A 24,242-nucleotide genomic window follows, 5' to 3' on the forward strand; every position below is an offset into this window, starting at 1 on the left:
CCACCCCCTCGGACCCCTGGACGACGGCCCACCTCTCGACGGGAGAACACGCGTGACCACCACCTACGACTTCCACGACAAGACCGCCTTCGTCACCGGCGCCGCCAGCGGTATCGGCCGCGCGACCGCTCTTGCCTTCGCCCGTGCGGGCGCGCGGGTCGCCCTCGCCGACCTGTCCGCCGATGGCCTGCACGAAACCGCCCGCCTCATCGAGGCCGACGGCGGCGAAGCCCTCGCTCTCACCTGTGACGTCACCAGCGAAGAGGACGTCCAGACCGCGGTCGGCCGAACCGTTGAACGCTTCGGAAGCCTGGACGCGGCCTTCAACAACGCCGGCGTCGAACAGCCCATCCAATCGGCGGCCGACACCGCCAAGGAGGACTGGGACCGCATCCTGGGCGTCAGCCTCACCGGTGCGTTCCTGTGTACCCGCGCCCAGATCCGGCAGATGCTCCGGCAGGACGGCGGCGGCGCGATCGTCAACGTCTCCTCCGGCGCCGGCGTCAAGGGCTTCAAGGGCCAGGCCGCCTACGCCGCGGCCAAGCAGGGATCATCGGCTTCACGCGCTCCGCCGCCCTCGACCACGCCGCCCGGGGCATCCGTATCAACGCCGTCTGCCCCGGCATCATCGACACCGAGATGATCCGCCGCTTCGGCGACACCCGCCCCGGCGGACGCGAAGGACTCATCGCCGACGAACCCGTCGGCCGTCTCGGCAAGCCCGAGGAGATCGCCTCCGCCGTCCTCTGGCTCTGCTCCGACGACGCCGCCTTCACCACCGGCACCGCCCTCGTCATCGACGGCGGCCAAACCACCTGACCCCACCGGCATCCCTGTGGAAGACGTCCCGCCCGAATCGCCACCCCGCCGAAATCCCCACGTGAGGAGTCACCCCGTGAATCCCACCTACGACTTCACCGGCCAGGTCGCCTTCGTCACCGGCGCCTCCTCCGGCATGGGCCTGGCCACGGCCCGCGCCTTCGCCGAAGCCGGCGCCGCCGTCGGCCTCGCCGACATCGACGAGAACACCGTCACCAAGGCGGCGAAGGAACTCACCGACGCTGGCCACCGGGCGCTCGCCCTGGTCTGCGACGTGTCCGACGAGGACCAGGTCGCCGCAGCCGTCGACCGCACCGTTCAGACCTTCGGACGGCTCGACATGGCCTACAACAACGCCGGCATCATGCCCCCACCCACCAACGCCGCCGACGAAAGCGCCGAGCAGTTCGACCGCGTCCAGAACATCAACCTGCGCGGCATCTGGGCGAGCATGAAGCACGAACTGCGCCACATGCGCGACCAGGGCAGCGGCGCGATCGTCAACTGCTCCTCCCTCGGCGGCCTCGTCGGCAACCCCGGCCGCGCCGCCTACCACGCCACCAAGCACGGCGTGATCGGCCTGACCAAGAGCGCCGCCCTCGAATACGGCCCGCGCGGCGTACGCATCAACGCTGTGTGCCCCGGCACCATCGCCACCCCCATGGTCGACGCCATGGTCGAAGGCGGAGAACTCGACCGCGACCAGGCCGAAACCGGGCAGGCCATCGACCGCCTCGGCACCGCCGAGGAGATCGCCCAGGCCGTCCTGTGGCTGTGCAGCCCTGGCTCCAGCTACGTCACCGGCATCGCCCTCCCCGTCGATGGCGGCTACACCGCCCAGTAGCCGGACCACGGACGCGTGGCCCCGGACCAGGTGAAGCGGATAGAAGACGTTGTCACTCACCTGGACCGCTACCCCGAGCGGGGCGACGCCGTGGACCTGGCCTTCCGGGCAGAGCTCCTGGCGTTGCTCCACGGTCCGGGTCACCGATGCAACCCACCGCCGTCCGACAGCCGCGGCCTCATGCACAGGCGTCCGCTTCTCGCCCCAGCGCCACCCCTGCCTGAGGAAGTGCCATGGATCTGAGACAGGGTGCGGACACGCGCTCTGAGACTGCCCCAAAACCTGCTGATCAGCTCGCTGCGTCATGACAGGAGCCGCGAGAACCTACAGTGGTTGCGCAAGTTCCCGCCGCCCCCCTTTTCCCGTCGGCGAAGTGCACCGAGCAGCCAGTCGGGCAAGGGCTCCCGTACGCAACGAGGGGGACCGCTCGCCCACGGGGCATGCATCCCGTCGCCCAGGGGTCAGTGGACTGGCGGACGCCACCGAGCACACGAAGGCAGGCGACAGCTCCCCGGCTTCCTGTAGTCAGAACAGCTCCCGTCTTCACCTCCCAGTGCGGAGTCGCGTGCCTGCTCGTGGGCCGCTGACGCCGACTCCCAGCCATTGGCGGGTGCTCCACCCGGTCGATCCGCCTCAGTGAGACCCCTCGCGAGATTTCCCCCATCGAAGCCGCCGGAATACCCCCCAGGGGTATATGGTTACGATCAACGTCCTGAACGGACACCGCCAGAAGGCGCACCACAACCATGGAGATGTCATGAGGAATCACTCCGGCCACGACCAGACCAACCACGGCGCCCACGGGGGTCATGGCGGACACGGCGGAGCGCAGGCCGGGGGGCTGGCGGTCTCCGCGAACGGGTACACCCTCGAACTCGACGCGACGATCCTCACCGCCGGCGTGCAGCCGGTCAGCTTCAAGGTGATCGGCCCCGACGGGCAGGCGGTGACCGCGTTCGTCCCAGAACACGAGAAGGAACTGCACTTCATCGCCGTCCGGCGTGACACGGCCGGATTCCAGCACGTGCACCCCGTGAGGGACGACAAGGGCACCTGGAGCACCGAACTGGCCCTGGAGCCGGGCGACTGGAGGTTCTTCACCGACATCCACCCGGCCGGCCACGACGGGACCATGACGCTGGGGATCGACGTCGCGGTCGCCGGGCCGTACGACCCGCGCCCCCTCCCCGAGGCGACCCGCGTCGCGCGGATCGGCGAGTACGCCGTCGCGCTCGACGGCGACCTCGTGCCCGGCGAGGCCAGCGAGCTGACCCTCACCGTCAGCCGGAACGGCCACCCCGTCACCGACATGCAGCCCTACCTGGCCGCGTATGGGCACCTCGTGGCCCTGCGCGTCGGCGACCTGGGCTACCTCCACGTCCACCCGGAGGGCGAGCCCGGCGACGGCGTCACCGCGCCGGGGCCCGAAATCGCCTTCATGGCGGTCGCGCCGTCGGCCGGCACCTACCGCCTGTACCTGGACTTCCAGCACGACGGCGTCGTACGGACGGCCGAGTTCACGGTACGGACCACCACGGCTGCTCCCCACTCGGACCCGACGGCCCCGGTCGCATCGGGGCACGGTGGCCACCACCACGGCCACCACGCACACCACTGACCACGTGAACGCAGCCACATCGAAAGGAGCGTCATGCCCCGTCTGACCCGCCTCACGCCCGACACGGCGGTCGGCGCCTCGCGCGACCTCCTCGCCGACTTGGTCTCCCGCCATGGCCAGATCGGCGACATGGTCTCGACGATGGCGCACTCGCCGGCCGTCCTGGGCGGCTACCTTCAGCTCAGCCGCGCCATGGGACGAGCCAAACTCGACCGCAAGATCAGCGAGCGGATCTCGATCGCCGTCCAGGCACTCCAGGGCTGCGGGCTCTGCCTCGACGCGCACGTCAGTGCCGCCCGCTCCATGGGAGTGGACGAGGACGAGATCGAGCGCGCCCACGCGGGCACCTCGGCCGATCCCGCGATCGCGGCGATCATCACCGTCGCCCTCCAGGTCTACCGCGAGCCGACGTCGATCACCGACGAACAGGTCGGCGCGCTCCGTGAGCACGGCTACAGCGACCGCGCGATAGCCGATGTCGTCGGCGTCGTCTCGCTCAACATCCTCACCGGCGCCTTCAACCTGCTCGCCGGCCTCACACCGGGGAGCGACTCCGGTGCCTAGAGACACCCCCGCCTGTACTCGCGGGACACGGCCTCCACCAACCCAGGGCCGTGCCCCGCCGCATGGAAACGGAAGGAACCCGCCATGCGTCTGTTCGCCAACCGCGACTACCGCCACCTGTTCGGCGCCCAGGTCATCGCCCTCTTCGGCACCGGCCTGACCACCGTGGCCCTCGGACTCCTCGCCTACGACCTCGCCGGTCCGCGCGCCGGCATGGTGCTCGGCACCGCCCTGACCGTCAAGATGGTCATGTACGTGGTCATCGCCCCGCTGGCCGCCGCGTACGTCGACCGACTCCCCCGGAGAACCTTCCTGTTCGTCCTCGACGCGATCCGCGGCGTGGTGGTCCTCGCGCTGCCACTGGTCACCGAGGTCTGGCACATCTACGTTCTGATCGGCTTGCTCCAGGCCGCCTCCGCGGCGTTCACCCCGACGTTCCAGGCCGTCATCCCCGACATCGTCACCGACGAGGCCGACTACACGCGGGCTCTGTCCGCCTCCCAGGTCGCCTCCACCATGGAGAGCCTGCTCAGTCCCGTGCTTGCAGCCGTCGCCCTGACGTTCATGAGCTTCAACTGGCTGTTCCTCGGCACCTCCGCCGGATTCCTCGCCTCCGCCCTGCTCGTCCTGTCCACGCGCATCCCCGACGCCGGCCCCAGTACCCACACCAAGGGATGGGACAAGGCGGCAGCCGGGATAAGGACCTTCTTCAAGACACCGCGGCTCCGCGGCATCATGGCGCTCAACCTCGTGGTCGCGGCGGCCGGATCGATCGTCATCGTCAACACCGTCAACTACGTCCGCGACGAGCTCGGCGGCTCACAGTCGGACGTCGCCTGGATGCTCGCCGCCTCCGGTACGGGAACCCTCCTGGCCGCCCTGGTACTCCCCCGCGTCCTCGACCGGATCGCCCCCCGCACCGTCATGATGACCGGTGCCGGAGTCCTCGTCGCCGCCACGACCGCCGCGGTGACACTCATCGCGGCCGGCCTGACCACATGGACCGGCACGGCGATCATCTGGACCGTGATCGGCATCGGCATGGCGCTGATCATCACCCCGACCGGCAAGGTCCTGCGCGCCTCCGTCGATCGGGCCGCGATCCCCGAGGTCTTCGCAGCCCAGTTCTCCCTGTCGCACCTGGCCTGGCTGATCACCTACCCCGTCGCGGGATGGCTCGGCACGAGCGTCGGCTTCATCCTCGCCTGGTCCGTCCTCGTGGTCCTTGCCGGAATGGGAGCGATCGGTGCTCTCCTCCTGTGGCCGCGCCAGGACGGACGAGGAGCCACGACCAGCCTCGTGACAACTTCCCGGCACGTGCCCAGCACGGACCGAACCACCCTGGCCAAGGCCGCGTGAGGCGCCGCGTACAGCGCTCCGAGAGCGTCTATCTCGTGCGCAGCGCACACTGTTGGCCAGACACACCGAAAAGGCCGTGGCCGCCGTCCCGCTCCACGCGGGCAGCGGCCACGGCTCTCGTGTGAGAACGGGCACGACGAAGGAACGTAACGGCAGGACGAACCCTCGTCGCCATGGAGTGCCGCACTCGCGAAGTCACCGTCCACACAGCCGAAGGCCCCGGGAACCCTGCTCAGGTTCCCGGGGCCTTCGAGTGGGTTACGCCTGGATCAGTTGCCGTCGGTGCGTCGGTGTTGACCGGTGTCGGAGGTGGACTCTGTGCCGACTGCCTTCTTGCGGCGGCGGGAGAAGTAGACGGTGACGCCTCCCGCGACGAGGAGGACGCTACCGGCGACAAGCAACACGGGGGTGGCGTAGGTGGAGCCGGTGTTCGCGAGGGAGCCAGTCGGTTCGGCTCCGGCGGTCGGCGATGCAGGGACCGTGGTGGCGGGGCTGGTGGAGGAGGACGAGGAGGGAACCGCCCCCGTGGGGGAGGCACTGGCGGACGGAGAGCTGCCGGGTGTCGGCTGGTCGGTGGCTGACTCGGTGGGTCGGCTGATCGGTCGTTCGGTCGGCTTCTGGGCGGGGGGCGCCGTGTTGGTGGCGATGTTGGTCAGGGAGACGGTGACGGATGCGCCGGGGGTGGCGGTGACGTCGACGGGTGCGGCCTGCAGGCGGTGGCCAGCGGGTGCCTTGGTCTCGGTGGCGGTGTAGGTGGTGCCGGTCTTCTTCCCCACGGGGAGGGGAGACTTGGCGGTGCCGTCCTTGCCGGTGGTCAGGGTGAAGGCGCCCTTGGCGCCCTTGGCACCCTTCGGGGCGATGTTGACCACGGCGCCGGCCAGGCCCTTGCCGGTGGTCTTGTCGGTGACCTTGAGTGTGAGCTCGGCGGGCTTGTAGGGGTCGGTGATCTGCAGATCGGTGGGCTCGCCGGGGGTGATGACGACGTCCTGATCGGGCACGGTGCCGAGCAGCGGGCTGCCGGAGTTGACCTCCTTGAGGCGGGTAATGCCGGGGGCGATTCCGGTGAAGGTAAGGGTCCCCTCGGCGCTGGTCTTGCCATCGGCGAGGGTCTTGCCCGCGGTATCGAGCAGTTGGAAGACGGCACCGGCTGCCGGCCGTCCCTCGGGATCCTTCTTGTGGATGCGCAGCCCACCGACCTCCGTGGCCTCGACCTGCGCGGTCCGGGGTGAGCCGGTGGTGGGTGTCGGAGATGGGACCGGGGCCGCGAAGGCGGCTGGGGCGGTGGTGAGGGCGGTCGCGGTGAGCGCGAGGACGGGGACGAGACGGGTGCGCATGGCGGGGTCAGTGCTCCGGGCTTCGTGCGGGACGGGTCAGGGGGCGCCCCGGGGCCGGTAATGGCGTGCCCCGGGCGTGAGTCAGTCGGCGGACGTGTCAGTGCGTCGGCAGCGGCTGAGGAAGTAGAGTCCGCCGCCGGCGGCGAGGAGGCCGGTAGCGCTGGCGATCAGCCAGGGCGTGGTGTCGCTGCCGGTGTGGGCCAAGGAGCCGGAGGGCGGGGTGCTCGGCGAAGCCGGAGGTGTTGTGGGCGGGGCCGGGGACGTCGTGGGCGGGGTGCTCGGGCTCGGCGGCGGGGTGGTCGGGACGCGCTGGTCGGCGAGGGTGACCGTGACGTCGGCGCCCGGCCGGGCGGTGAAGGGGACGGGCGTGGTGTCGAGCTGGTAGCCGTCGGGAGCCTTTGTCTCAGCGGCCCAGTAGTGGGTGCCGGCCTTGAGTGTGACGTCGAGGTCGGCCTCGGCGGTGCCGTTCGTCCCGGTGGTCAGCGTGGTGACGACCTTGCCGGGGGCGTGCTTGCCGGTCTTGTCGGTCCGGTCGGCTCGGATGGCGATGGTCGCGCCCGCGAGCGCCTTGCCGGTGTTCTTGTCTATCTTCTTCACCGCCAGATCGGCCTTCTTGAACGGATCGACCAGGTCGAACGGGTTGGCCTGTGCGGTACGTCCGGCGGTGATCGTAATGGTCTGCTCGGGAACGAGGTCGTGGACGGGGCTGCCGGAGGAGGTCTCTCGCAGGCGGTAGGTGCCGGCCGGGAGCTGGTCGAAGGCGAGGACGCCCTGTGCGTCGGTCTTGCCCTCGGCGACCTTCTTCCCGTCCTTGTCCAGAAGCTGGAAAGTGACGCCGACCATGCGCGTGCCCTCGGGGTCCTTCTTCCGGATGGTGATGCCTCCGGTCGCCTCGCCCACGGTGACGGTGGCGGAGTCCTTCGCGCTCGTGGTGCCGCCCGCGAGCAACATGCGCTGGGCGGCAGCGTTCTTCGGCGTGAGGACCTGAAGGTCAGTGGCGGGCAGGCCGTCAGCCGTCGCGGTGACACTGGCGGTGCCCGCCGTCTTCGCGATGAACTCCCACTGGGCGGTGCCGCTCGTGCCGGTGGTGACCTTCCCCGAGGCGGTGCCGGAGCCGGACTCGGCCAGCGCGACGGTCACCTTCGGCACCGGGGCGCCCGCGCTCGTGGTGACCTTCACGGCGACGGTGACCTTCGTCCCGGCGGTGGTGGTCTTCACCGAGGGGGTGATGGTGAGGGTGTAGGGGCCGGCGAGCCGCTGGGCCTCGGTGATGTAGCCCTGGGCGAGGGTACGGGCGGTCGGGGACACGACGGGGTACGCGAGGCGCTGCTTGCCGCGGGCGCCGTCGAGGGCGTACGTGCCGCCGGCCAGGTACTCGTACACGACCGCGTCCACCGCCGCCGCCTGCGCGTTGTCACGAGTCTGCCCGTACTTGCCGATCACATACGCAGCCTGCGCAAGACGCTCCTTGGGCACGGCCTTGCCAGTCACCGACGACGTCCAGGAGATGACCGGTCGCGGGGTGCTGTAGCCGCCGGCGTCGGCAGGGCCCTTGCGCTCGGGATCGGCGCAGTAGGTCTCGATGTCGCCATGGACGGCGGGGCCGGGCGGGCCGTAGGCCCCGATGTGGCTGGAGGCGGCGTGGCCTTCGGAGTCCGGGATGGTGTAGCCCGGGCCGAGGATCTCGCCGACTGACGGCGCAGCGAAGGCGGGGGCGGCCAGGAGAGTGCCTGCGGCACACGCGGCGACGGCGACGGCCAGCTGGACGGGGCGAGCAGAGCGAAGACGCATGAAGATGGGGAAGTCCTGTCGATGTAGGAGAGGGAAGCAGGCTCGAGTCGGCGGACGAGGAGACGGGCGCCGAGGACGCCGGGGAGTGTGCGCGCTACCGGCTCCGAGCAAGGCGGGCGGCGGGCAACGCGGGCACAGCGGCGGGAGTTTTCGGTCCCGTATGGACCGACGGGGCACCGGGGAACCACAGCTGGACGTATCGATCGATCGCCCTCCGGAGGCCGGCGGTGCCGATTCCTTGCCACGGCGGGGTGTCGGTGGGGTGCCAGTCGGTGAAGGTGCCGTACCTCGCATCGTTCCGCGCAGTGTCCAGTCGCTTGTCGCGGGCTGCGAAGGCACCGTGCTCCGCGAAGTTCAGCAACTGGGCGTCGATCCGGCCCTGGTCGGGGTGCACGACTTCGATGCGCAGGGCGTCGTAGCGCTTGTGGTAGCTGGTATCGGCAAAGCTAACGCGCAACCGGAGACGAAGGTCGGGGGCGGGTCTGGCGTAGTAGGTGTCTCCCACGACGACCGCCTCCGGATACGGGAGGGTGAGGTGGTCGGCGAAAAACTGTTCGGCGAAGAGGGGCAAGGTGCGGGTTTCCTCGTGGTCAGCGGCGTGCGGCGGGCCGGGCGGGCAGGAGTGCCGAGGGGGTGGTGGTGCTCCAGCGCGGGACACTGCCGACGGCGACTGGCGGGCGGACGGCGATTCGGGACCGAATGTCGCGGGGCGTCGGGGCCGGCGACTTGGGCGGCTCGACCGGGGTGAGCGTGGCGTACGCGGCCAGACGCGGGTTGAGGGTCACGCGCCAGCGGGGTACGGGGGCCGGGTCGGTGAACGCCTTCGCGGTGGCGGCGATCAGGTGGGGCGGCGTCCGGGAGCTGAAGACGATCCCGGCGCGAGTGCCCCACCCGGCGGGCCCCGCCCACAGCGTGATCGACTCGTCGGGGTGCCGGTTGCCGACGTCTACGGTCACCCCGGCCTGCCCGTCAGGGGCGTTGATACGCAGCCACCCCCGGTCCAGTCCGCCGAGCGTCCAGCCGGCGGTGATCAGCGGTTCGAAGGCGTCGGACCGGCGGCAAGGGCCAGCGAGGAAGCGATCGCTGTCCTCCGCCCAGTCCTGTGCGAGCGCGGCAGTCAGGGCCCCGACTAGTTCCGCGGGCGTGTTCTGGTTGGCGACGGCCATCCACTGCGGCGGGGACATCGCGTCCGGTGCGGCGCTGATGGTCCACAGGTCGTAGTCGTCCCCGGCCCAGCCGATGCGGATCCGGTGGTCCGGGCTGGTGACGACGAGCTGGTGCGGGCCGTCGTCGAGGTGGTGGTGGGGCCAGTGGGCGACGGGTGCGAAGCCGGCGTGGCCGTCGCCGGAGGATCCGGCCAGGTATCGGGGGGTGACGTAGACGTCACCGTCCACGGGCAGCGGGGAGGACAAGGGCAACTCCACGATGGTGTCGGTCAGCGGGCGGCAGCTGCGGCAGCGAGGCGCGCGGGCGGGGCCGGAGGCAGCGCGGTGCCCAGCGGGCGAGGTGTCTGTGCGGCGGCGCGGGCCTCGGCGATGAGTCGGCGCTTGAGATCGGTCCGCTCCTTGGCCGACAGTTCGATCAGGCCGTCTCCGGTGATGTGTGGGCACAGTCCGGTCAGGAGGCGGGCTGCGGCGGTCGGCTGCTCGTTGACGAGGCGGTCGATGGCGGCACCCACGGCACGGCGCCGCTGTTCTTCCTCCGGGGTCGAGCGACGGCGTTCGGTGACGGTGGCGGCGTAGTGGTGGATGAGGCGCTTGTGCTCGGCCTGACGCTGCCACACGGCGGTGAGGAACCGGCGGGCGTTGAAGATCTTGTACGCGTCGGCCTCGGGCATGTCGTAGACGCCTTCGGGGAGCGGGCCGAGAGCGGAGGCACTGGAGGCGCGGGCCACGGGCACCGTGAGGTCGGTGAGTTCGGCCAGTGCCCTGGCCCAGCGCCGTTGAAGGAGCGGGTGGCGCAGCCCCGCCACGCGAGCGCTCTGGGCTCGGGCGTCGTCAGCGACCAGGCCGCGGAAGGCGACGGGACCCTTGGCGAACAGTTCCTCCGCCTGCGGCGTATGCGTCGCTGTGAGGTGTCCGTCGCGCCACCCCTCCTCGACGGTGTCGAAGACATCGGCCGCAGCCGGTCGGGGAGAGAGCCCCGCGTCGGCGAGCGTCTGGGTGAGCTGCCGGCTGAAGTGGTCGGGAAGGGCGTCGACGAGCCAGCTGCGAGCCGTGACGATCACATCGTTGGACAGCGGTTCGGCGTCGGCCTCCCGCCGACGTGCCTCGGCGTGCCGCGCGGCGGCGGCTTCGCGGTTGACCTCGTGCAGGGCGGTGCGGACCCTTCGCAGGAGCCGAGCGGTCCGTGCTGCGCGGGCGTCGTGCTGATAGGTCATCCGCTCGAAGCCCACCTGGAGGTCGCCCTCGGCGAAGATGAGGGCGTCGCGAAGCTGCTGGAGACGTTCGGGGGCGTGGAGGACGGTGTGCTGTGCGGGAAGGAGCCGGCCGTCGGCGTCGGCGATCGCGGCCGTGACCAGCTGGTCGAACCGCTCCCCTATATAGAGGTCGAAGGAGCGGTCGTCGAGGGCTGCGACGTCGCGCAGGCGCAGACGCGGTCCGTGCCGCTTGTCGTCGGTCGGCTGAGTCATGGCGGGTGCTCCTTCTACGGACGGTGTGAGCTGGGCCGGCGATGGGTCAGGCGGTCGCGGGGCGGCGGGCGGCGGGATGGGTGCGGAGCTTGGCGAAGGAGACGGCGAGTCCGAGGGCCTGCAGGACAGCGCAGGCGGTGATGGCGTGGCCCAGCAGGTCGGGCGGGGTGAGGGCGACGAGGGCTCCGGCGATCGGGAAGGGCGCCAGGAGCAGCAGGATGATCAGGCTCAGGGTGCTGCCGAAGACCTCGGCGGGTACCAAACGGGCGCGCAGGGTGCGCAACACGACGGTCATGCCGGCTTCGCCGGCCATCAGCAGGGCCACGAGGACCAGGAAGACGGTGTAGGTGTCGGCGGCGGCCAGGGCGAGGCAGGTGGCGGAGGCGAGGGCGGCGGCTGCGGCGCCGACCGGCCACAGTCCGACGCGGTCGATGGCGAGGCGGGCGAGGGCGACCATGGCGAGGGAGGCGACCGCCGCGGCCGACCAGACCAGACCGACCTGGCTGCTGGTGCCGCCGAGCTGCTGGATGACCAGCACGGGGCCGGCGGCCTGGACGAGACCGATCGCCGTGTTGGACAACAGCAACCCGACGCACAGCCAGCCCAGGGCGGGCAGTGAACGCAGCGTCTTCCAACCGGTCTTCATGCCCTGGACGACCGGGACGGGAGACTCCTGCGGCCAGGTCGGACGCTGGCGGGGGGCGAGCACGGCGCCGAGCAGGGAACAGGCGGCGATCGTCAGGAGCATGCCGGTCGCCCCGACGTACTGCAGGAGGACGCCGGACAGGGCCGGGCCGGCGAGCGTGGCGCACTGGTCGATGCCGAGCAGCACGGCCTGGACCCGGTGGGCATGCTCCCCTGCGTCCCGGCTCGCCACGCCGCCTGCGGTCTCGGCCGCGATGTAGGAGAACTCGGTGAGAACGCCGGTCACTGCGGCCAGGGTCATGACGGTGACCACGGCCCCCGCGCCGTCGCCCACGACGGGCAGGACGGCGGCAGCGGACAGCACGACCACGGCGCGCAGGACCGAGGCGATCCGCAGCACCCGAGTGCTGCCGACCCGGTCCACGGCCGCTCCCGCGAGCGCGAACGCCGAGAGTCGGGGCAGCCATTCGAGCACGAACGCCAACCCGGTCAGGGCAGCGGAGTCGGTGACGGCGAGGACGAGCAGCGGGATGCCGTAGGTGCTCATCGCGAAGGCACCGGCGTCCGCGGTGCGTGGTACGTAGACACCGCGCACAGGGCCGAAGGCGGGGATGCGGGCGTGGCGACCGGCCGGTGGGCGGGCCTGGGCATGCTTGCGGGACATCGGTGCTTTTTCCGGTGAGGTGGCGCGCGGTGCGTCAGCCGCGGGCGGAGCGGCGGACCGGGGCGGGACTCGGCGCGGTCGCGACGGCGGTGACGGGTCGGGTCGCGGGCTGGTAGGCGGCGCACAGGGCGATCACCATGGCCTCGCCCAGTCGGGGGTCCCGTCGCTGCCTCGTACGGCCGGTCACCGGCACGGCCCGGTGGTGGGCGAGGAGAACAGCTCGTTCGGTCGCCACGTCTTCGCAGGGGCGGGGGCGGGCGGCTGGGCGACCGGCACGGCGGCGCGCGCGGTATGCCGGACCTGGTGTGCGGCCCACTGTCCGGACCGCACGGTGGCCGGCAGCCGGACGGTCCCCCACAGAGGATGGTGGCCGGCATCCGTGTGCGGCCGGCCGGTCGCCCAGGCGGCCACGGCCTGGTACACCGGCGCGAGGGAGCGGGCAGCCGCCGTCAGGCTGAGCCTGGCGGTGTTGAGCGTCGGGGTGTCCTGATCCGCCCCTGCCTGGGGAGCGATGGTGACGAGGCGGTCCTCGCTCAGCTTGTACACCGGGTGGTAGACGGCGGCGACGCTGAGTTCCGGCATCGTCTCCTGGTGGAGGGCCGCCATGGTCGAGGAGCCGCGCTCCTTGAGCGTCCACAGCAACGCTGTGGCGTGCTTGTACGAGATCAGGGCGAGGGCGTCTTCGGCGTTCTGCGCGGCCGGTATCCGCTCGGGCAGCATCTCCACCTGCGTCGTGCCGTTCGAGGTCACCTTCGTTTCGATGAGCTGCTTGTCGAGGTGCTGGTCGCCGTAGGAAGCCAGTGCTTCCAGGGTCGGCAGCAGGGCCCGGCCCCGGTCGGTGAGCCCGTACGTGACGTGCTTGCGGGACAAGGCGGTGCGCTCGATCAGGCCGGCCTCGGACAGCGCGCGAAGGCGGGGAGTGAGCTGGCCGTCGACGAGCCACGGCAGTCGGGCGTTGACCTCGCTGTAGCGCAGCGGCTGGGTCTCGGCGGCGAGCGTCATGAGCACCCATACGCTCCAGCGCGGTGCGATCATCTCCAGCGCCTCGACGACGCGGGGCAGGTCGGTGGACGGGACTCGGGCAGCGGCCACGGGAGAACTCCAGACGGGGCGGAGGTACGAGGGAGGGAAGGGGGTTACCGCGAGCGGGCGGTGACCGGAGCGGGCGCCGACGGCAGGGCCGCCGTGGGTTCGCAGACCTTCGGGAGGTCGGGTGCGCCGTCGGGGACGCGGCGCAGGCTCTGCAGGACATCGCCGAGAACCCGTGCGTGGGAGTCGCGGGTGGTGACGGCGTGGGCGAGGCGACGGGCGCCGTCGATGATGTGGCCGACGTCCACGGCCTCGATGGTGCGGTCGGGGGCGGTCAGGCGGTGTAGCTGCTCGGTGTGGAAGACGACGCCGCGGTCGGCGTGCTGGAGGGCGTCGAAGCTGTTGAGCAGGGCGTAGCGCATGCTGCCGGCCTCAGCACTGGCGGCGAGTTCGGCGATCGGGCGGCCGTAGAGGGCTTCGATCCGTTCCCCCGCGGTCCGGGAGGCGGCGTACGGATCGGGCACTCAGCGGCCCCGGGCCAACACGCCCGCCTCCGCGGACGTGGCCGGTCGAGCAAGAGGAAGGCTGGTCTCCACAGCGGGTGCCGGCCGGGTGGTCAGCGGCGGCATGGCGGACAACAGCGAGTCCAGCGCACGGCGATAGCCGCGCCGACCGTCCAGCGCGGCCTCCAGCCAGTACACATCGGACTGGAGGACCTCTGCGGACAGCAAGTCCATGTCACCGTCCGGCCCCATGCTCGCGCAGACGCGGTCGCGGACCCGGACGACCTGCTCCTCGGCCAGGGCGAGGAAGGACCTCAACTCCAGGGCCCGGACGAGCGCGGGTGAGGCGCCCGGGCGCACGGCCTGCTCGTACAGGTCGGTCAGCGGGGCACCGAAGGCGCTCTCCAGAGCCTCGTCCTGGCTGCTCGGCTTCCGGGAGCCGGTCATCGTGCGACACCCGAGATCCGGACCGGCTGGGCCGAGGCAGCAGTGGGAAGGGTGGTGGTCAGGCGCGGTACCAGGCGTGTCCGAATGTCCGGCTTCCCGGTCGGCACGTCGAGGAGGAACCGCAGTCGCTCCGCGTTGGCATCACGCAGTTCAACGGCCTCGTTCACCCGCTGGGCCAGGCCCATGACCGGGTCGTCGAGAATCTCGCCCACGGCGGTCTCCAGCGCGGCAAGGAGTGCGTCCTCTGACTTCTCTACCGCGGACTGGGCCTGGGTGAGCAGGCCGTAGGCGTGGACGACGTTGGTGGCGCCGGCGTGGGCGTGCGGTGCGGTCTTCACGGCCCGGGCGAGCTCGGGAAGCGTCATCTCGAAGTGCGTCTCAATCTGCTCGGCGAGCACGGCCACGATCTCGCCGTCGAGGAAGTCGGGGGTCTCGGACACGGAATGGTGCTCCAGGGGAAGGAAACGGTGGGGAGGCGCCGGGCGGCTACGGGCGAACGCGCTCATCGCGGCGGAGTTGATCGGGGGTGTCCGACGCGGCATCGGCCCGTGCGTGGATGGCGAGGGCGAAGGGCGACGCGATCCACGGCGCCGGACGGCTCGCGGGTGCCGGAGCCGCGCGGGGATGGGTTGCCGCTGGGCCGCCATCAAGGACGACGGAGGTAATGGCGGCGGGCGAGTAGCACACGGCGAAGGACTCCAGACCAGGCTGAACAGGGAGAGAAGGCCGCCTCCACAGGCGTGGCGGGGACAGAGGCAAGGGTCCGGAGAATCCCCGGTTTCGGAAACCGGGCAACCGCCGATATATTGAGCCCCTCTTCCGCCCGCTGATCACGGAGTCAAGCCCCAACTCGGAGTCCAGAACCGGCTTCACCGGCTCCTGCCCTGAAGGCCCGTCGAGGTCGGCGGAACCGGCCGGGAGGCGCAGACTCCTCGCCGATGGACGGGCACTGGAGTGGGCAGCGGGGGCGGATCGCCTTGCTGCCAGGCGTTCCACCAGGCGCGCGCCTGGTCGTACGTGGCGAAGCCGCCTTCGCGCAGGGTGTGGGTACCGTGGTCGGTGTCGTAGCGTTCCCAGAGAATCCGGAACTTCGGCTCGACACCCGGGTTGGAGCGGAGCATCACCACGACCTGGAGTGGTTCGCTGTCGTGCGTGTAGCTGTCCAGCACAGCCAAGCGGACGGCGTCGCGACGGACACGGGCTTCCAGGGCGCGGGTGACATCGTCGGCAGCGACATGCACGTCAGGTGGCCCGATGGCACCAGGCGGACAGCCCCGGTCGAGGAGCCATGACTCCGCCATGGCGAACAACGGGAAGCCCTCCGTGGCGACTTCGAAGGTGCGAGCGTGCAGGTCCCGCGAGAGGTGCACGGCCCGAAGCTGGGGTGAGCCGGGGATGCCCCAGGTGGCGGACTCGTCATGAAGGATGAAGTAGCCGTCGGCCGGCGTGTGGGGTTCGGCCAGGACCTTGAGTTCCGGTGCCTCGACGCCGAGGAGGAGCTTCACCTGACTGTCGTCAGCCGGTTCGAAGCCATCAATCCCATAGTCGGGGTGCTGATAGAGCACGGCGGGAGGCGCTTTCGCGAGGGGAGTGGATGGGGATGGCAGAACGCGGACGACGCTCGGTGACGCCGACCCCTCTCGCGAGGAGAGGGGCCGGCTGGAGGGGGCGCGCCCTGCTGCGCAGGCAGCGACACGAGACAGGGATGTCAGTCGAGGCACATGTACGCGTCGCGGTAGACGTAGCTGCCGGACACCCAGCCCTTCACGCCCGTCGTGCGGTCCGTGATGTAGTGCCAGCCGCCGCGGGAGGAGTGCACGGTGAACCGGTGGCTGCGGTAGAGGACGCCGACGATGGAGGAGCTGGTCGTGGGGCTCTTGCGGATATTGACGGCGCTGGTGCCGATGGTCCACGGGCCGGGCCGGTCGCAGTCACGCACGAGCGGGAGCGACGCCGGTGCGGCGGTGGATGCGGTGGCGACGCCGGCGGTGGCGGGGATGGCCACGCTGGCGAGGGCGACGGCACAAAGGGCGGTACGGGTGAAACGCAAGGGGGTCTCCTGAGGGTCGGGAGGAAACAGGGAAGGGAAGGTGCGCTGCGCCGGGGCAGCGGTGTGGCCAGGGCTGAGGCCCCGACAACCCGTTCGTGCGGGAGCGAGCGGGCAGGGCGGTCAGCGGCTGCGGGCCGGAGTCGGCCATGCGCCGACCGGACGGGCCGGCGCGGTGGCCTGGGGCGTCGCGGTGCGGCGGAAGCCGAGCAGAGCGGAACGGCCGGAGTCGGTGAGGGCGACGGGCTGGCCCACGATCAGGCTTCGGGAAGTGTCGCGGACGACAAGGCCGTGGTATTCGAGGCGCTGGAAGGCTGCATAGTCCACGAGCCGTCCATGGGCGGTCCGCACGGACACGCGGTGGGTGTGCAGGTGCTCCCGCACGGTGCCGCCCGAGGCCAGCGACAGCAGAGCGGCGAAATGGTGCGGGGTCAGCTCGTTGTCCGCCGGGACGGGGACCGGGGCAGCCGAGCGAACCGTGTCGAGCGCGCTGGCAGCGCGGTCCTGCCTCTCGTCGCGGACAGCGGCAGCGCGGGCGAGGTCGCTCAGTGTCCGACGCATCCGGTCGAGTAGGGCAGGATCGACGGGGTGGGTGCCCGAGGAGAGCTTCATCAGCACGTTCAGGTGGTACGCGACAGCGGTCTCCGCGAGTCCGAGGTCCCGGTGAGCTGCGGCTAGGGCGGCGCGCTCGTCGGCGAGCAGTCCGGCCATGTGGTCGTGGTGGAGGGCCGAGAGGTCTCCGACGGTCTGCTCTATCTGTCCGTCGAGGGCGGTCGGCGCCGTCGTGCGGGTGGGCAGGGTCATCGGGCCGGCCCGTCAGCAGGCGAAGTCGTCCGGGAGAGCAGCCAGGAGGGCGGTGCGCCGGTAGGACTTTCGGCGGCGGCCGTCGGGAAGGGTGATGTCGCGGCTGGCGACCTCGTACGGGCGCAGAAGTGTGGCGAGGCGGGCCTGGGTGAGTTCCGCGTAGGCCCAGCGTCCTTCGGCGGTGCCGTGCATGGTGCGCAGGGCGGCAACAATGTCGGCCGAGGCCAGGGCGTCCGGGCAACCGTAGTCGTCGAAGACGGACAGGCAGGCGGAGACGATGCACGAGTCGGCGACGCGCGGCGCGCGGCCGGCGCAGTCCGCGGTCGCGGCGAAGGGTTCGGAGACGTCGACCGGCTCCTCCTCGTCGTCCGTCGTCATGCCGGTGCAGCAGGTGTCGTCGCCGAGCAGGAGGCCCAGGTCGCGAGCGACATCGAGCCTGTCGATGAGCAGGTTGACGATGTCGTCCAGCTCGGCCTCCGCCTCGACGTGGTTCCTCGGCCTGGGGCCGGCGAGTATGGCGCGCAGTTCCTTGTCGAGCTCGGCCTGGCGGTCCTTCATCTGCAGCAGGGTCTGGTGGTGCGGGTGCGGCACGGGGACGGGATAGAGGACGTCGGTGACGAGGCGGCCGATGAGGTCGGGCAGGGCGCTGATGTGCAGGCTGGTGGTCAACGTCGGTTCCGGTTCTGATCGGTGTCGGGCTTCGGTGAGGTGAACAGGTCCGCTGACCGCAAGGCAGGGGCCGGCGTTGCCGTGGAGGCGTCGAGCGGAGCGGGGTGCGGTTTACGGCCCTGCAACTGGGGTGGCAGGGTGCGGGCCGCATGAGCGCGGGGGCCGACGGCCGAGCGTGGGCGGTTCACGCGGGCGCGGACGGTGTCGTAGACGTCGTGCCGGGCTCGGGGCCGGACGGCGACCACGTGAGCCTCGTGGTCATGATGGGATCCCGGCGGGGCCTTCTGAAGGCGGTAGACGACCCGCCATTCGGACCTCTCGCCCAGGTAGAGCTTTCGGTATTCGCGCAGTTCGCCGGTGAGCGCGCCGCCCGTGACGCGGGCCCGGACGACGTCCTCGATCAGCCCCAGCGCGCGGTCTCGGATGTCGCGCGGGAGGGCCCGCAGGTCGGTCAGAGCCTCCGGGTTGAACGACAGCCCGTACGCCGGCGGCTGCGGCTGCGGCTGCGTCACGGTTCGAGTCCGAGGTCATCCTGGGCGGAAGTGCCGCTTTCCGCCTGGGCCTCGGCATCGCGGGCGATGGACCGCGTCGAGGGGCCGGGGGCACGCAGAAGGCGGTGCTCGGGCCGGTCCGGGTCGGTCTGGCAGGCACTCAGTGGGCCGCCCGGACCCCGGACGTGAGCCATGGCGTGGGTGAGGAAGTCGCGGTGCCAGACGAACATCCCACTGGGCCCGGCTTCGGGGTCCTTGTGCTGCTGATAGGCCATCCACAGGGCGTGCAGCCAGGCCACGACGTCCAGGTGATCCTGCCACTGGGGGCACCAGGGCGCGGCGGTGGTGATCTCGGCGCCGTAGACGTCCATGAGGTGGTCGTCGACCCAGTCGGTCAGGGCGACCAGCTCGTCCTCGAACTCCTCGCCTTCCAGCTCCAGGATCGGCTTGGGTTCGGGCGGCAGGGTCGGCGGGGTGAAGGCCGACATGCCGGGGAAACCCGCGTATGGCATGCCGGCCGTCCTGGGGCCGGTCGGCGGGGCGGCGGCCAGGTTGTCGATCATGCGGGCCTGCTCGGCAGACCGGTCGAGCAGTTTACGCACGGACGCCTCGATGGATTCGAGGTCGCCTTCCGGAAGGCGGACCGGTTCCATTTCCCCGCCGCCGCGGGTCTCGGTGGATTCGGACACGAAAAGGGATCTCCTTGCAGCCGGGCCGGTAACTCAGCGACCCCGATGCTCCGGAGAATCCCCGGTTTCGGAAACCGGGGATGTCCCGCTATATTGCGCCGCTTTGGCAGGAATGCGGATCGGTGGCGCAGTCCGGTTCAGGCGGTCAGGGAGAAGTCGTCCTGGCACACGGCCTGCTGGAGGGTCTCGGTCAGCCGATCGGCTGCGACCGCCGCGTACTCCTTGGTCTTCTCGATGCCGATGAACTGCCGTCCTTCGAGCAGGGCGGCCACCCCGGTGGAGCCGGATCCGGCGCAGAAGTCCAGGACCGTCCCGCCCGGCGGGCAGATCTTGACCAGCTCACGCATCACCGAGACGGGCTTCTGCGTGATGTGCCGGCGCTCCTTGCCCGAGGGCTGGGAGGCGCTGTAGAGGCCGGGCAAGTAGACCGGGTTGGCGGCGGCATCGATGCGGCCCTTCGCGCCCCAGACGATGAACTCGCAGTCCTGCCGGAACTTGCCCTTCTGAGGCCTGGCCTGCGGCTTGTGCCAGGTCAGGACGCCCAGCCACAACCATCCGGCGGCCTGGAGAGCGTCCGTGGTCGCCGGAAGCTGGCGCCAGTCGGTGAACAGCAGCGCCGTGCCGCCGGTCTTCGTGGCCCGGTGCGCCTCGGTCATGATCTGCGTCAGCCAGAGCGTGTACGAGCGCTGGTCCATGTTCTCGCCGGTGAAGTCCGGCAGCACGTGCTGGGCATCCGCGGAGACGTACTTCTGCCGGGCCGACCGGCTCGTACGCTCCTTAGCGGTGCGGCCGCCCGAGTTGTACGGCGGGTCGGTGATGACAGAGTCGACGCAGCCGTCGGGCAGGGTCGTCAGGACGCTCAGCGCGTCACCCTGGTGAAGGGAAAACGTCAAAAGGGGGCCCCAATTCGGGAGAGGGATACGGGAGGAAGAGCTCCAGACCGCGCAGAGGCTCACGGCGAGGGAATGCTGGTGAGGTCGCGGGGAGGCCAAAACTGTAGGGCACGATCCCCGGTTGAGAAGCATCGTCGCCAAGAGTCCCGGAATCACGGGAGTTTCAGGCGGCGATTTCGGTGACCGGGGATTCGGGCTTACTGTCTTGTCACTGCCCGGCGGACACCGCTGATGGCGCCCCTCTCCCTCTCCTGCCCAGGAGGTCCCTGTGTTCCGTCCGTGACCCCTCACGCGTTCCCGCGCCGCCCCGTCTCCGCTCCCGATCTCCGCACAACGGAGGTACGTCCTTGTACCGCCCCTGACACTGCAGCCGCTCACCGCGCCCTCACCGCTTCGCCAGGCCCAGGAGGTTTCGCTGATGTTCCGCCCGTAACGCTCCCCGCGCCCCAGCCCACTCAGGCGGGTTCATCCGCCGACCGAGGAGGTCCGCCCATGTTCCTCCCGTAACTCCACTCGCCCGACGGGTGCGTGAGGCAACACGCACCCGGCCCGGGCCCCGCCCGGCTCCAGCCCTCCGGCCGTACGGCCCTTCCTCTCGCACACCATGCGGCCGGAGGCCCCAACCCCCGAGGACTCGCCGTGACCCGTCCCTTCCCTTCCCCACGTGACCACTCCGCTGCCCGCCGGCCCGAGGCCGCCCGCGAGTGAAGGGCATCGCCGCCGCGATCGGCGCGCTCTGCCTCTCCCCACTACTCCTTGCCGGCATGGCCGTCGTCGCCGCGGCTGGCGACTCCTCGGCCACCACCGCGACCTCCTGCGACGCCGACCCGGTCGACACCACTGCGGTGCAGCATCAGGTCGCCGCCGTACTAGGCGGCTCCGGAGCCAAAGACCTCCGCATCGAGGGCTTGGATCTGCCCGACGAGCAGATCCCGCACGCCCGCACCATCGTCGCCACCGGCATCACGCTCGCCGTCCCCGAGCGCGGCCAGGTCGTCGCACTGGCCACCGCGACCCAGGAATCCCGCCTGCGGAACCTCGCCTACGGCGATCGAGACTCGCTCGGCCTGTTCCAGCAGCGGCCCAGCCAGGGCTGGGGCTCCCCCGCCCAGATCCGCGACCCGGTCTATGCCAGCACGAAGTTCTACAGGGGGCTGCTGAGGGTCTCCGGCTGGCAGCAGATGACGATCACCCAGGCCGCACAGGCTGTCCAGCTCTCCGGCTTCCCCGATGCCTACGCGCAGTGGGAGCCGCTCGCTCGGGCCCTGCAGAAGGCCATCGTCCCCACGCTCAATAAGCCCGGTCGCCCCGCGGGCGACGGACCGGACCAGCCGGCCGACTCCTGCGACCCGCTCGACGACGGCAGTACGATCGGCCCGATTCCCGAAGGCGCCGTCCCCAAGGGCTACGCCATTCCCACCGACGCCGATCCCCGTGCGAGGACGGCCCTCACCTGGGCCATGCACCAGCTCGGCACCCTCTACCAGTGGGGTGGCACCTGCCGGGCGCCCCACGGGCCGGACCCGATGGGCCGGTGCGACTGCAGCTCACTGACCCAGCAGGCGTACAAGGCCGCAGGCGTCACCTTGACCCGGACCACGTACACGCAGATCGGCGAGGGCCGTGCCGTCCCGCTGAATCAACTCCGCCTCGGTGACCTGGTGTTCAGCCGAGGCACCGTGGCCAGGCCCGAACACGTCGGTCTCTACGCCGGCCACGGCCTCGTCATCGAGGCCCCGCGCACCGGCAAGCCGGTCCGGTTCGCCGCGCTCGCCGACTACGCCGCGCACAGCGCGCGCCGGGTTCTGTGACACCGGTCCGCCCGGCCAGCCCCATAAGGCGCCGGGCGGACCGGGCCACCTCCGCGCCGCAGAGCGCCTCCCTCTCTCCTTCCTTCCCGTTCCAGGCAGGGCCCCGCCGCGCCCTGCGCACACAAGGAGCGCACCACCATCTCCCCCGCCACCACCTCCACCCCACCCCTGTACGACCAGTTCCTCCACCTCGCCTTCGACCCTGGCATCTCGCCGAAGAGCGGAGGGCTGCCCGGCCTTGATGTCCTGCGCACCGTCGTCAGCTCGCTCAATCTCTTCTGCATCGTGGGTGCGGTCGGAGCGCTCGCCCTCAGCCTCGGTGTGTGGGCGTGGGGTCACCACACCGGCACCCACCAGGCCGAGGCCAACGGAAAGAAGGGCGCCGTGACCGCAGCCGGGGTCGCCCTCGGCCTCGGTGCCGCCAACGGGATCGTGGCGTTCTTCTCCGCCCTCGGTTCGCAGGTCCGCTGATGAGGAAACATTCCCTCGACGCGCTCGGCATCGGCTGGCGACCCTCTCGCCGCTTGATCGTCGTGGTCGGTGCGCTGGCCGCTCTGCTCGTCCTGGCCGGAGCGGTCGCATGGTGGTCCGGCGACGACAAGAACACCGCCACCGCGCCGCCGAAGCAGACTCCGTCCGCCTCGGACTCGACCGGCGGCGCGTCCCCCACGCCACCGTCAGCGGTTGACGGAACGTCGGCCGCACCTGGGCCGCCGCCGATCTCCGACCCGCTCGCATTCGCCCGGGCGAGCGCGGTGATGCTGTGGACCTTTGACGCCCGCACCACCAGCCACGCCGAGCAACTCGTCGGCATGCGGGCGTGGATGACTTCGGAGTCCGCCTACGCGGACTGGGACTCCGTTCAAGCCCAGGTTCCCGACCCGGTGCTGTGGTCGCGGCTGAAGGACAACGGCCAGCACGCCACCGCCACCGTCTCCGAGGCGCGCTTCCCGTCCGCGTTCAAGCAGGCCCTCGTCGACGACCCGGCCGCGATCACTGAGGCGTACATCTACGCCGTCACAGTCCGCGGCAAGACGCAACTCGCCTGGGCGGGCGGCGGGTCCGGCGCGGAGAACCGGCAGATCACCCTCGCCGTCCAGTGCCGCCCCGGCACGGACTGCCGCCTGGTCGCCGTCGCCCCGCGCGTCGCCCCGTAGCTCCCTCCCGTACCTCCCGAAAGGACGCCCGACGTGGGCTTCTGTGACCTGCCCGTCGCCGGCTCGATCTGCGACGTCGGTGACGCGATCGACTTCGCCTCCGATCCCGTCGGTGCGATCGGGGACTGGATGGTTCAGAGCGCCGGCGACCTCGCCGCCGCGGCGGCCGACCTGGCCGCCAAGGCCATCGACCGCACCACCAACATCGACCTCGGCGCGCGCTGGTTCCGCGACAACTACGAGACGATCCTGCCCATCGGCCTCGTCCTGCTGGTCGCCACCTTCTGTGCCCAGCTCGTCAGAGCTGCCATCAAGCGAGACGGCCAAGCCCTCGTTCAGGCGCTGACCGGCACCGCCTCGGGCGTGCTGTTCGCGTTCTGCGCGATCACCTTCACCACCGTGGCCATCGAGGTCGTCGACGCCCTCTCCAACGGGCTGCTCGCGGCAGCCGGCACCGACATCTCCTCCGCCGTACGCCGAATCGTCAAGGTCTCGCAGATCGGCGCCGTCGCCGGGCTCGGGTGGCTCGTGGCCGTCGTCGCCGCCCTCGCCTCGGCCGCGGGAGCGTTCCTGTTCTGGTGCGTGATGATGGTCCGCAAGGTCGGCATCCTCATCCTGGTCACACTCGCCGTCTTCGCGGGAGCGGGCGGCGGCTGGGAGGTCGCCCGACGCTGGCGCCGCGGCTGGATCGAGGCCACTGCCACCCTCGTCGTCTCCAAACTGCTGATGACGATCATCTTCGTGCTCGGCATCTCCGCCCTCGGCAACGCCGACAGCAAGGACGGAGTGGCCGCCCTCGCGGACATCGCGGCAGGCATGGTGATCATGCTGCTCGTCCTCCTCTGCCCCTACATGGTCTTCAAGTTCGTCCACTGGGCGTCCGAGAGCACTGACGGCGAGGCGATCCACCGCGCCGGTGGCGCCGGAGCTTCGATGGCCCGCCAGCACGCCGAGAACGCCGGACGCAAAGCCGCAGCGGCAGCCGCGACCGCCGGAACCGGCGGCGCTGCGGGAGCCGGGGCCGGAGCGTCGGGCGGGGCCCAGGCCGCCGGCGGTGGAGGGTTCCCCGGCGGCATCGCCGCCAACCCGACGGGCGGGATGAGCATGGACAAGGGCGGCTCGGACGACTCCTCCGGCGGTGGTCTACAGGATCTGCTGCAGCAGGCCGCGCCCCCGCAGGCCCAAAACGCTTCCCCGGCCAGCGGCCAGGACGGCGGCGTACCGAGCTGGAGCGGAGGCGGCACCGACACCGCCGGTGCCGGGCAGCAGACCGGCTGGGACCACGGTGTCCCGTCCGACCCGATGCCGCCGGCCCACGGCTCCCCGTCCACGAGTGACGGTGCCGCGCAGCCCGGCTCTCCGGCCGGCCTGTAGTTCCCTCGCCCGCGCCCGTCCCGACAGGGCCCGCCGCCCCGCGCGGTGCGCCCTGCCT

At 71.0% G+C, this 24,242-nt stretch carries 26 protein-coding genes and 1 pseudogene; 9 read left to right on the top strand and 18 right to left on the bottom strand.

The window, feature by feature from the left end; genetic code table 11:
• Positions 1–52: 52 nt before the first annotated feature.
• The 5 genes and pseudogenes from ACZ4VW_RS09150 (at position 53) to ACZ4VW_RS09170 (ending at position 5,204) form a co-directional block, all read left to right on the top strand.
• Positions 53–819 (top strand): annotated as a pseudogene (locus ACZ4VW_RS09150) (glucose 1-dehydrogenase).
• Positions 820–895: 76 nt separating this feature from the next.
• Positions 896–1,663: an SDR family NAD(P)-dependent oxidoreductase gene (locus ACZ4VW_RS09155; protein ID WP_467960117.1), complete on the top strand. Its 768-nt coding sequence runs from the start codon at positions 896–898 to the stop codon at positions 1,661–1,663.
• Positions 1,664–2,420: 757 nt separating this feature from the next.
• Complete coding sequence (locus ACZ4VW_RS09160) at positions 2,421–3,281, top strand: hypothetical protein (RefSeq protein ID WP_467960119.1); 861 nt, start codon at positions 2,421–2,423, stop codon at positions 3,279–3,281.
• A gap of 33 nt (positions 3,282–3,314) precedes the next feature.
• Positions 3,315–3,845, top strand: coding sequence for a carboxymuconolactone decarboxylase family protein (locus ACZ4VW_RS09165; RefSeq protein ID WP_467960121.1), 531 nt, complete (start codon positions 3,315–3,317; stop codon positions 3,843–3,845).
• 84 nt (positions 3,846–3,929) lie between these two features.
• Positions 3,930–5,204 carry an MFS transporter gene (locus tag ACZ4VW_RS09170; RefSeq protein WP_467960123.1) on the top strand — a complete coding sequence of 425 codons (1,275 nt, stop codon included), beginning with the start codon at positions 3,930–3,932 and terminating at the stop codon, positions 5,202–5,204.
• 269 nt (positions 5,205–5,473) lie between these two features.
• Here ACZ4VW_RS09170 and ACZ4VW_RS09175 read toward each other — a convergent pair whose 3' ends face one another.
• The 18 genes from ACZ4VW_RS09175 to ACZ4VW_RS09260 all read right to left on the bottom strand — a co-directional run bounded on the left by ACZ4VW_RS09175 (position 5,474) and on the right by ACZ4VW_RS09260 (position 19,842).
• A complete protein-coding gene (locus ACZ4VW_RS09175; protein ID WP_467960125.1) occupies positions 5,474–6,538 on the bottom strand; it encodes a SpaA isopeptide-forming pilin-related protein in 1,065 nt (354 codons plus the stop codon).
• A gap of 81 nt (positions 6,539–6,619) precedes the next feature.
• A complete protein-coding gene (locus ACZ4VW_RS09180; protein WP_467960128.1) occupies positions 6,620–8,329 on the bottom strand; it encodes an MSCRAMM family protein in 1,710 nt (569 codons plus the stop codon).
• Between the two features lie 94 nt (positions 8,330–8,423).
• A complete protein-coding gene (locus ACZ4VW_RS09185) occupies positions 8,424–8,900 on the bottom strand; it encodes a hypothetical protein (protein ID WP_467960132.1) in 477 nt (158 codons plus the stop codon).
• A 19-nt stretch (positions 8,901–8,919) separates the two neighbouring features.
• Entirely contained in the window at positions 8,920–9,753 is an 834-nt protein-coding gene (locus ACZ4VW_RS09190; protein ID WP_467960134.1) for an SPDY domain-containing protein, read from the bottom strand.
• An 11-nt stretch (positions 9,754–9,764) separates the two neighbouring features.
• Complete coding sequence (locus tag ACZ4VW_RS09195) at positions 9,765–10,961, bottom strand: hypothetical protein (protein WP_467960136.1); 1,197 nt, start codon at positions 10,959–10,961, stop codon at positions 9,765–9,767.
• A 46-nt stretch (positions 10,962–11,007) separates the two neighbouring features.
• Positions 11,008–12,270, bottom strand: coding sequence for an MFS transporter (locus tag ACZ4VW_RS09200; RefSeq protein WP_467960138.1), 1,263 nt, complete (start codon positions 12,268–12,270; stop codon positions 11,008–11,010).
• 34 nt (positions 12,271–12,304) lie between these two features.
• Positions 12,305–12,463: a hypothetical protein gene (locus tag ACZ4VW_RS09205; RefSeq protein WP_467960140.1), complete on the bottom strand. Its 159-nt coding sequence runs from the start codon at positions 12,461–12,463 to the stop codon at positions 12,305–12,307.
• Positions 12,454–13,362 (bottom strand): winged helix-turn-helix transcriptional regulator, encoded by a 909-nt coding sequence (locus tag ACZ4VW_RS09210; protein ID WP_467960142.1) that lies wholly within the window; start codon positions 13,360–13,362, stop codon positions 12,454–12,456. The genes ACZ4VW_RS09205 and ACZ4VW_RS09210 overlap by 10 nt, the downstream gene beginning before the upstream one ends.
• Positions 13,363–13,406: 44 nt before the next feature.
• The gene (locus tag ACZ4VW_RS09215; protein ID WP_467960144.1) at positions 13,407–13,823 is read right to left on the bottom strand and encodes a hypothetical protein; all 417 of its coding nucleotides are present in this window, start codon (positions 13,821–13,823) and stop codon (positions 13,407–13,409) included.
• Positions 13,824–14,249 (bottom strand): hypothetical protein, encoded by a 426-nt coding sequence (locus tag ACZ4VW_RS09220; RefSeq protein WP_467960146.1) that lies wholly within the window; start codon positions 14,247–14,249, stop codon positions 13,824–13,826.
• Positions 14,246–14,689, bottom strand: coding sequence for a hypothetical protein (locus ACZ4VW_RS09225; RefSeq protein WP_467960147.1), 444 nt, complete (start codon positions 14,687–14,689; stop codon positions 14,246–14,248). The genes ACZ4VW_RS09220 and ACZ4VW_RS09225 overlap by 4 nt, the downstream gene beginning before the upstream one ends.
• Positions 14,690–15,118: 429 nt before the next feature.
• On the bottom strand, positions 15,119–15,754 hold the full coding sequence (locus tag ACZ4VW_RS09230) for a hypothetical protein (protein ID WP_467960149.1): 636 nt from the start codon (positions 15,752–15,754) through the stop codon (positions 15,119–15,121).
• 203 nt (positions 15,755–15,957) lie between these two features.
• The gene (locus tag ACZ4VW_RS09235) at positions 15,958–16,299 is read right to left on the bottom strand and encodes an SH3 domain-containing protein (protein WP_467960151.1); all 342 of its coding nucleotides are present in this window, start codon (positions 16,297–16,299) and stop codon (positions 15,958–15,960) included.
• Between the two features lie 120 nt (positions 16,300–16,419).
• Entirely contained in the window at positions 16,420–17,100 is a 681-nt protein-coding gene (locus tag ACZ4VW_RS09240; RefSeq protein WP_467960153.1) for a hypothetical protein, read from the bottom strand.
• Positions 17,101–17,112: 12 nt separating this feature from the next.
• A complete protein-coding gene (locus ACZ4VW_RS09245; RefSeq protein WP_467960155.1) occupies positions 17,113–17,769 on the bottom strand; it encodes a DUF3631 domain-containing protein in 657 nt (218 codons plus the stop codon).
• A complete protein-coding gene (locus ACZ4VW_RS09250) occupies positions 17,766–18,281 on the bottom strand; it encodes a type II toxin-antitoxin system RelE family toxin (RefSeq protein WP_467960157.1) in 516 nt (171 codons plus the stop codon). Before ACZ4VW_RS09250 ends, ACZ4VW_RS09245 begins: the two co-directional genes overlap by 4 nt.
• Positions 18,278–18,913 carry a DUF4913 domain-containing protein gene (locus tag ACZ4VW_RS09255; protein ID WP_467960798.1) on the bottom strand — a complete coding sequence of 212 codons (636 nt, stop codon included), beginning with the start codon at positions 18,911–18,913 and terminating at the stop codon, positions 18,278–18,280. The genes ACZ4VW_RS09250 and ACZ4VW_RS09255 overlap by 4 nt, the downstream gene beginning before the upstream one ends.
• A 173-nt stretch (positions 18,914–19,086) precedes the next feature.
• Positions 19,087–19,842: a DNA-methyltransferase gene (locus tag ACZ4VW_RS09260; protein ID WP_467960159.1), complete on the bottom strand. Its 756-nt coding sequence runs from the start codon at positions 19,840–19,842 to the stop codon at positions 19,087–19,089.
• Positions 19,843–20,546: 704 nt separating this feature from the next.
• Here ACZ4VW_RS09260 and ACZ4VW_RS09265 point away from each other — a divergent pair.
• From ACZ4VW_RS09265 to ACZ4VW_RS09280, 4 genes are all read left to right on the top strand, one after another.
• Positions 20,547–21,653, top strand: coding sequence for a C40 family peptidase (locus ACZ4VW_RS09265; protein WP_467960161.1), 1,107 nt, complete (start codon positions 20,547–20,549; stop codon positions 21,651–21,653).
• 138 nt (positions 21,654–21,791) lie between these two features.
• Complete coding sequence (locus tag ACZ4VW_RS09270; protein WP_467960800.1) at positions 21,792–22,124, top strand: DUF6112 family protein; 333 nt, start codon at positions 21,792–21,794, stop codon at positions 22,122–22,124.
• Positions 22,124–22,810, top strand: a complete 687-nt coding sequence (locus ACZ4VW_RS09275; protein ID WP_467960163.1) for a hypothetical protein — start codon at positions 22,124–22,126, stop codon at positions 22,808–22,810. The genes ACZ4VW_RS09270 and ACZ4VW_RS09275 overlap by 1 nt, the downstream gene beginning before the upstream one ends.
• A gap of 33 nt (positions 22,811–22,843) precedes the next feature.
• On the top strand, positions 22,844–24,184 hold the full coding sequence (locus ACZ4VW_RS09280; RefSeq protein WP_467960165.1) for an SCO6881 family protein: 1,341 nt from the start codon (positions 22,844–22,846) through the stop codon (positions 24,182–24,184).
• Positions 24,185–24,242: the final 58 nt, after the last annotated feature.

Source organism: Streptomyces sp. NPDC029139 (assembly GCF_055564335.1).

Coding starts and splice junctions, on each gene's coding strand:
- ACZ4VW_RS09180 (WP_467960128.1), bottom strand. CDS start 8,329: ATGCGTCTTCGCTCTGCTCGCCCCGTCCAGCTGGCCGTCGCCGTCGCC.
- ACZ4VW_RS09175 (WP_467960125.1), bottom strand. CDS start 6,538: ATGCGCACCCGTCTCGTCCCCGTCCTCGCGCTCACCGCGACCGCCCTC.
- ACZ4VW_RS09170 (WP_467960123.1), top strand. CDS start 3,930: ATGCGTCTGTTCGCCAACCGCGACTACCGCCACCTGTTCGGCGCCCAG.
- ACZ4VW_RS09200 (WP_467960138.1), bottom strand. CDS start 12,270: ATGTCCCGCAAGCATGCCCAGGCCCGCCCACCGGCCGGTCGCCACGCC.
- ACZ4VW_RS09165 (WP_467960121.1), top strand. CDS start 3,315: ATGCCCCGTCTGACCCGCCTCACGCCCGACACGGCGGTCGGCGCCTCG.
- ACZ4VW_RS09275 (WP_467960163.1), top strand. CDS start 22,124: ATGAGGAAACATTCCCTCGACGCGCTCGGCATCGGCTGGCGACCCTCT.
- ACZ4VW_RS09220 (WP_467960146.1), bottom strand. CDS start 14,249: ATGACCGGCTCCCGGAAGCCGAGCAGCCAGGACGAGGCTCTGGAGAGC.
- ACZ4VW_RS09240 (WP_467960153.1), bottom strand. CDS start 17,100: ATGACCCTGCCCACCCGCACGACGGCGCCGACCGCCCTCGACGGACAG.
- ACZ4VW_RS09255 (WP_467960798.1), bottom strand. CDS start 18,913: ATGGAACCGGTCCGCCTTCCGGAAGGCGACCTCGAATCCATCGAGGCG.
- ACZ4VW_RS09160 (WP_467960119.1), top strand. CDS start 2,421: ATGAGGAATCACTCCGGCCACGACCAGACCAACCACGGCGCCCACGGG.
- ACZ4VW_RS09195 (WP_467960136.1), bottom strand. CDS start 10,961: ATGACTCAGCCGACCGACGACAAGCGGCACGGACCGCGTCTGCGCCTG.